This is a genomic window from Pseudonocardia sulfidoxydans NBRC 16205 (assembly GCF_007989085.1).
In the GTDB taxonomy this organism is placed as follows: domain Bacteria; phylum Actinomycetota; class Actinomycetes; order Mycobacteriales; family Pseudonocardiaceae; genus Pseudonocardia; species Pseudonocardia sulfidoxydans.
Genome location: NZ_BJVJ01000139.1, coordinates 1 through 7,072, shown reverse-complemented (window position 1 = coordinate 7,072; position 7,072 = coordinate 1). Strand labels below are relative to the sequence as shown.

At 69.7% G+C, this 7,072-nt stretch carries 7 protein-coding genes; all 7 read left to right on the top strand.

Going from position 1 to position 7,072, the window contains the following annotated elements; genetic code table 11:
* Positions 1-266 (top strand): hypothetical protein (locus tag PSU4_RS31660; protein ID WP_186817269.1); only part of this gene is annotated, 266 nt, incomplete at its 5' end.
* Positions 267-314: 48 nt separating this feature from the next.
* Complete coding sequence (locus PSU4_RS30250) at positions 315-1,646, top strand: acyclic terpene utilization AtuA family protein (protein ID WP_222596454.1); 1,332 nt, start codon at positions 315-317, stop codon at positions 1,644-1,646.
* Complete coding sequence (locus PSU4_RS30245) at positions 1,643-1,942, top strand: AtuA-related protein (protein WP_147116012.1); 300 nt, start codon at positions 1,643-1,645, stop codon at positions 1,940-1,942. Before PSU4_RS30250 ends, PSU4_RS30245 begins: the two co-directional genes overlap by 4 nt.
* Positions 1,890-3,455, top strand: a complete 1,566-nt coding sequence (locus PSU4_RS30240; protein ID WP_147116010.1) for a class I adenylate-forming enzyme family protein — start codon at positions 1,890-1,892, stop codon at positions 3,453-3,455. The genes PSU4_RS30245 and PSU4_RS30240 overlap by 53 nt, the downstream gene beginning before the upstream one ends.
* On the top strand, positions 3,452-3,979 hold the full coding sequence (locus PSU4_RS30235; protein ID WP_147116008.1) for a thiamine pyrophosphate-binding protein: 528 nt from the start codon (positions 3,452-3,454) through the stop codon (positions 3,977-3,979). Before PSU4_RS30240 ends, PSU4_RS30235 begins: the two co-directional genes overlap by 4 nt.
* Positions 3,980-3,983: 4 nt before the next feature.
* On the top strand, positions 3,984-4,583 hold the full coding sequence (locus PSU4_RS30230) for a thiamine pyrophosphate-dependent enzyme (protein WP_147116006.1): 600 nt from the start codon (positions 3,984-3,986) through the stop codon (positions 4,581-4,583).
* Entirely contained in the window at positions 4,580-6,016 is a 1,437-nt protein-coding gene (locus PSU4_RS30225; RefSeq protein WP_147116004.1) for an aldehyde dehydrogenase family protein, read from the top strand. The genes PSU4_RS30230 and PSU4_RS30225 overlap by 4 nt, the downstream gene beginning before the upstream one ends.
* The last annotated feature ends 1,056 nt before the right edge of the window (positions 6,017-7,072 follow it).

Genomic DNA, 7,072 nt, shown 5'->3' with positions numbered 1-7,072 from the left:
CTAAGGACAAGACTGCCGAGCAGTTCCCCTACGCGGAGTATCCGGATTTCGGCCGGCAGCTGGCTGGCGCGCTCGCGCAGTCCGACCCCGCAGCCCGCCAAGCGGGCTACGACTCGATCAACAACACCGTCTGCCAGGCCAACGCCTTCGACTTCCTCTATGCCCCTCGGGTGATCTATGGGGCTCGCGAGGGGGTCACCTTCCCGGAGCGCAAGGACCAGCGCTTCCCGTTCACCGAGGTCCAGCGGTCGGCCGCACAGAACTGACTGGCCTCCGATGATGACCCCGGTCCGTTCAGCGGTAGGAGTGAGAGCGTGAACGACATTGTGAAGATCGGCTGCGGTTCCGCATACGCCAGCGACTGGTTGGAACCGGCGAAGGCGCTCGCCGACAGCGGTCTGGTCGACTATCTCGCCTTCGACTGCCTGGCCGAGCGCACCCTCGCGCTCGCCCAGATCCGCAAACTCGCCGACCCCAGCACGGGCCAGGACCTCCGACTCGCGCGCATCATGGAGGACTTCGCCGGGTTCCTCGGATCCAATCGCACCATTGTGGGCAACTTCGGGGCGGCCAACCCGGACGCGGCGGCGGCCGACGTCGTCGCCGGGGCGCGGAAGGCGGGCCTGGACGGGTTGAGGGTCGGGGTCATCCGCGGCGACGACGTGCTCAAGCAGGTCCTCGACCTCGACGTCGCGCTGCCCGAGCGCGGCGTGACAGCAGGCCAGGTAAGGGACCGGATCGTCTCGGCACACGCCTACATCGGCGCCGAGCCGGTCGTCGAACTGCTCGGTGAAGGCGCCCGGTTCGTCCTCGGCGGCCGGATCGCCGATCCGTCGCTCTTCGTCGGACCCATCTGCCACGAGCTGGGGTGGGATCTCGACGACTGGGCCTCGGTCGGGGTGGCGACGGTGGCCGGTCATCTGCTCGAATGCGGCATCCACGTCACCGGAGCCAACTTCGCCGATCCTCCGCTGCGGGTCCTTCCGGCGCTGCATGATCTCGCGGCGCCCTTCGCCCAGGTCACCTCCGACAGGAGAGTGATCGTCGGCAAGCTCGACGGCACCGGGGGCGGGGTCACTGAGGCGACGGTGAAGACACAACTCGGGTATGAGGTCAACGACCCGGCCGCTTACCTCACCCCGGACGTGACCGCGGACTTCTCCGCGCTGCAGGTCCGTGAGATCGGCCCCGACCGGGTCGAGGTCACCGGTGCGGGCGGCCAGGCGGCTCCCGAGCGGCTCAAGGTGCTGGTGGGGCTCGACCTCGGCTTCGACGTGGTCGGCGAGGTCTCGTACGGGGGACCCGGATGCGTCGAACGCGCGCGACTGGCCGCTGACGTCATGCGCGAGCGCTTCGCGCCGTTCGCCGAAGGCATCGACGAGCTGCGGGTGGATCTCCTGGGTGTGGACGCGCTGTTCGAGGGGCGGCTGCAGCGGGGCTATCCGGCCGAGGTCAGGCTCCGTCTAGCGGTGCGCTGCGCCGATTGCGACACCGCTACCGCGGTGGCCGAGCACGTTGAGTTCCTTTACTTCGCGGTCGCCGGCGGTGGAGGGGTCACCAAGTCCATGCGTCCCGCGATCGGTGTGACCCCGGCGTACCTGGACCGGGACACGGTGCGGCTCGAGACCGAGGTGGTGACGGCATGAAACTGCGGGACATTGCCTACAGCAGGTCCGGGGACAAGGGCGAGGTCAGCAACGTCTGTGTCTTCGTCTACGACCCGGCCGACTACCGCCGGATCGTGGAGGAGCTGACCGTCGAGGCCGTCGAGGCGGCGTTCCGTCCCCTGGTCAAGGGCGAGATCGTCCGGTATGAGATGCCCACCCTGCACGGGCTGAACTTCGTCATGCAGGACGCGCTGGCCGGCGGGGTCTCGATGTCGCTACGGGTTGACCCGCACGGCAAGTCGTTCCAGTCCCTCGTCCTCGACATCGAGGTGTAGGACGGACATGCGAATTCTCGACACTCTTGCGCGTAGCGCGTGGCTATATCCCGACCACGCGGCGGTCGCCGTCGTCGGCGGCCCGGCCGTGAGCTATTTCGAGCTGCACCGGCGGGCACTCGCCCTGGCCGAGTTCCTGCGCAGCCGGGGCATTCGGCGCGGCGACCGGATCGCGCTGCTCGCCGACAACGGGCTGGTGTACTTCGACCTGGTCACGGCCGCGGCGGCGGTCGGTGCGGCCGTCGTGCCGATCAGCACCAAGCTCGTGGGGGACGAGATTCGCTTCATCGTTGCGGACTCGGCGCCTGCCCTCGGGGTGGCCGACGACCGTCATGTCGGCGACCTGCGGGCCGCGGCCGGAAGCGAGTTCCCGCTCCTCACGGTCGACGACGACGAGTATGTTCGGGCGGTGAGCGGTCCTCCGCTGGAACGCGCTCACACGGACAAGGTGGACGAGAGCGACACAGCGCTGATCCTCTACACCAGCGGAACGACCGGACGCCCTAAAGGCGTCTGTCTGTCCCAGCGCGCCCTCACCTCCAACGGGCTCACGCTGTGCCTGGTCCAGCGACAACGGCCGACCGACGTCTTCATGACCACGACCCCGCTCTACCACGCGGCCGCCGGAACCCGGGTCGTGTCGATGTTGACCGACGGGCAGACCCATGTGGTGCTGCCGAGCTTCGACGTGCCCGGCTTCCTGGACGCCGTGCGCGAGCACCGGGTCACCAGCACAGTCCTGGTCCCGACCCAACTGCAACGCATCCTCGACGCTCCTGAGCTCGACGTGGCCGACCTGAGTTCACTGCGGTTGATCGTCTACGGGGCGGCCCCGTCCGCGGCCGGCCTCGCCGCCCGCGCGATGACGCGGCTGGGGGTCGGCATGTACCAGGGGTACGGGCTGACCGAGGCGACGACCAACCTGACCGCGCTTCTGCCCGAGGACCACACCGACGGCGTACCAGGCCGCCTTGATTCCTGCGGGCGACCGGTGCCGGGAGTGATGCTGGAGCTGCGCAACGACGCCGGCGAACCTGTCCCAGTCGGGCAGCCCGGCGAGATTTGGGTGCGCGCCGACAAGATCATGTCGGGTTACTGGAACGCTCCCGAGCTCACTGCCGAAGTCATGCGGGATGGCTGGCTGTGCACCGGCGACCTCGCCCGGCTCGACGAGGCCGGCTATCTCTACATCGTCGGTCGGTCCAAGGAGATGCTGATCAGCGGCGGAGTGAACGTCTACCCCCGCGAGATCGAGCGGGTGCTGGAGTTGCACCCGGCTGTAGTTGAGGCCGCAGTGGTCGGCGTCCCCGACGACCGGTGGGGCGAGGTCCCGGTCGCGTTTGTCCAGACCGCAGGGCCCGGGGTCGTCACCGTCGAGGAGCTGCTTTCGCTCTGCGAGGCGCATCTGTCGCGGATCAAGCGACCGACCGCGGTCCACGTCATGCGCGAGCTTCCGAGAACCGCGGTCGGGAAGGTCCGCAAGGTCGACCTGCAAACGGCGGTCCCCTCATGACCGTCGCCACGCACACCGCACGTGGGACCGCGGTCTACGACGAGCTGGTCCGGGCGGGCATCACACACCTGGTGTGGCTGCCCGACAGCGAGACCCACTTCCTCCATCAGGTGCTCGTCGACCGAACCGAGATCGAGATCCTCCAGGTCTGCCGCGAGGGCGAGGCGTTCGCGCTGTGCGCCGGCCTGCACCTCGGCGGCCGACGACCGGCATTGCTGATCGAGAACCAGGGCATGTTCGACTCGGGGAACGTGCTCAAGTGGGCCGTGAACGTCGGGATACCGATACTCATGCTCGTCGGCTACCTGCACTTCGCAAGCCGGCGCGACACCGCCGGGGGCCGGTTCATCGACGGCGCTCGTGACTACACCGAGTCGTTCCTCGACGCATTCGGTGTCGAGCACCGACTGCTCGACACCGACGACATGACACCCGTCGGCGCGATGTGCGCGGCCGCCGCGGCCAACCAGCGGCCCGCCGCCGTGCTGGTGGCCAGCGCCGACCACTACCACCCGGGGACGTGACCGCATGCCCGTTTCCCGGTCCGCGGTCCTGGGTTGGATCGCCGTGCACCGCAACCCGACCGACGTCGTCGTCTACACGATGGGCGCCTGCAACGAGTGGCAGGAGCTGTCCTCGAGTCGGCTCGACTTCTTCGTCGGCGGCGCGATGGGATACGCCTCGACGATCGGGCTCGGCCTTGCGCTCGCCCGCCCGGGGTGCCGAGTCATCGTCATCGATGGAGACGGGAGCCTGCTGATGAACCTCGGCACCCTCGTGACGGTGGCCGCCCACGCCCCCGCCAACCTGGTCCACCTGGTGCTCGACAACGGCCATTACGAAATGGTGGGACGGGTGCCGGTCCTGCGACCCGCAGGTCTCGGCTTCGCCGCAGTCGCGGCGGCGAGCGGACAGCAGCGCTGCCATGAGATACACGACCTCTCCGGACTGGAGGCGGCGGCCCACGACGTCTTCGGGACCCCCGGACCGATCTTCTGCGCCATCCAGACCGAGCTCAGTCCGCCCGAGCCGATGAAGGGCGCCGAGGGCCTGCTGGGCGCCCCGCAGGCCGCGGCCGAGCTGCGCGACGCGCTGACCACTGACCCGATCAAGGCACCCGGCCGATGACCGCAACCACGGACCTGATGATCGCCGGCAAACCTATGACCGGCCTCGGCGCTGCGTGGGACGTGCTCAACCCCGCGACCGAAGACGTCCTCGCCCGCGTGGCCGGCGCGGATCTCGACCAGTGCGACGCCGCCGTCGCCGCAGCGGCGCAGGCGTTCGACGCCGGCGTGTGGAAGGATCCCGAGCACCGCAGCGCGGTTCTCGCCCGCCTCGCCGACCTCCTCGAGATCCATGCGGAGGACCTGGTCCAGCTCATCGTCGCCGAGGTGGGGACCCCCGTCTCGACCGCCAGGCCCATGCAGCTCGGAGTCCCCATTGCCGCGCTTCGCCATTTCGCGACGCTGGCGGCCTGCGACCGGGACGAGGAGCTGCGGCCCGACAGCGGGCCGGTGCCGAGCCGCAGCTTCGTGCGGCGCCGGCCGGTCGGGGTGGTCGCGGCCGTGACCGCCTACAACTACCCTGTGCTGCTCGCCGCCAGCAAGATCGGCGCGGCGCTCGCCGCCGGCTGCACCGCGGTCCTGATGCCGAGCCCACTCACGCCCCTCACGACGCTACGGTTGGGCGAGCTCGCGCTTGAGGCGGGGGCCCCGCCGGGCGTACTCAACGTACTCGCCGGCGACGTCGCGGTGGCCCGGCGGCTGACCGAGCATCCGGCGGTCCGCGCGGTGAGCTTCACCGGCTCGGTCGAGGTCGGCAGGCAGGTCATGCGCCAGGCCGCGGGGACGCTGAAGAGGGTCGTGCTGGAGCTGGGGGGCAAGTCGCCGGCTCTCCTGCTGCCGGGCGCCGACCTCGTTGCGGCCGCCGAGGCGGTGCACCTGCGCTACCTGCGTAACGCCGGGCAGGGCTGCCAGTCACCCACTCGCATCCTGGTCCCGCACCGCCGGCTGCCCGAGTTCGTCGAGATCAGTCACGAGCTCTACGCCCGGGTTCGGGTCGGAGACCCGACCGACGAACGGGTCATGGTCGGGCCGGTCATCTCCGCGGCGCACCGCGCCCGGGTTCTCGGCTTCGTCGACGAGGCTCTCGCCGGCGGGGGAACTGTGCTGGCGGGCGGCGGGCGGCCCGCCGACAGGCGCGGGTACTTCGTCTCCCCGACGCTCATCGGCGGCGTGTCGAACGCCGCGAAGATTTCCCGCGAGGAGATCTTCGGCCCGGTCGCCGTCGTATTGCCGTACTCCAGCGTCGATGACGCAATCCAGATCGCGAACGACTCCGAGCTGGGGCTGGCCGCTGCGGTGTTCGGCGACGAAGACGAGGCGCTGGCCGTAGCCGACCGGCTCGAGGCGGGAACGGTCACGATCAACGGTGGTGGCGGCTTTCGCCCGGACGCACCCATGCAGGGCTGGAAGCAGAGCGGGGTGGGCACCGAGAACGGCGAGGCCGGAATCGAGGAGTTCCTCGCCATCCAGCACGTCCAGGTGCGGACCGAATGACAGAATCGGGCGCACGCCCGATCCCGTGGCACAGCTCGTCCTGGCTCATCATCCCGTCGGCCGCGGACGCGAGCGTGACGGGCACAACGACCGGCTCGTCGACCCGCCTGCCGCGAAACTCAAAGTGAAACAGGGCGGCAATGTCAAGGAACCGTCACGGTTCGACCGCGGCGCTTCAGACACGTGCGACCGGTCCCAATCCTGCCGGGGCAGGGGCATACGCAAATGAGTTCTTGACGCCGCCCACGTGATCCGAACGCCGTGCTGACGGGGCCGCTGACCGCCGTCGGTAACCCGTGCACCGGCGCTCGTCACCCCTGGTGGTGACCGGCGTCTCGCGGCGTCAGGATTGCGTCAAGATCTGTCGACCGGGCGTCAAGGTCCCGTCCGCGAGCCTTCTGGCCGTCCCTGCTCAGCCAGGACCGTGGCCTGCTGATGCGGCGCGCGCTCTGGGCCGGGACCTTCGTGCGCGGACAGGGCGCCGACGCGCAGCTGGCCGACGTGCTGGACCGCTTCGCGCCACGCTCGCGCCTGCTCGGGTACGCCGGATGAGCCGCTTTGGCCTCGCCGATGTCCGCGGCGACCCCCGAGCAAAGCCATCAACGTCCACACCGACAGGCACAGGCGGCGAAGTACCCTCGACACCCCTGTCGTCCGCACCCAGCGCCCCATCTGACGTGCCGGATGTGGTCCCCAGGCCGTACAGCTGGTGTCCGATCAATCCCAAACGGCGCAGGAGGCCTGCTTGGTGTACTCGGTGTAGATCTCGGCGGCGGGAGCCCAGCCGTCCAGGTCTCCCTCTCGACCTTGTAGTAGGCGCCGAGTTCGCAGACCACGGTGATCTTGTCGCGGCCTTGGCTGAACCAGATCGGGGCCGGGTCACCGGGCTCGCGCGCCGCGGTGGGGCGGCAGTCGTTGGCCCACGCGCAGCCCACCAGTTGTCTGGGGATTCCGGGTAGACCGGGACGCCGGCCCGGGCGAAGCTGGCCGGTTGGTCCCACGGACCGTTCATTCGGCGAAGGCCGAGGTGGCCGACATGCTGCCGGCGAGTCCGAT

Excerpts from the sequence above, each read along its gene's own strand:
- PSU4_RS30245 (WP_147116012.1), top strand. The coding sequence starts at position 1,643 with ATGAAACTGCGGGACATTGCCTACAGCAGGTCCGGGGACAAGGGCGAG.
- PSU4_RS30235 (WP_147116008.1), top strand. The coding sequence starts at position 3,452 with ATGACCGTCGCCACGCACACCGCACGTGGGACCGCGGTCTACGACGAG.
- PSU4_RS30230 (WP_147116006.1), top strand. The coding sequence starts at position 3,984 with ATGCCCGTTTCCCGGTCCGCGGTCCTGGGTTGGATCGCCGTGCACCGC.
- PSU4_RS30225 (WP_147116004.1), top strand. The coding sequence starts at position 4,580 with ATGACCGCAACCACGGACCTGATGATCGCCGGCAAACCTATGACCGGC.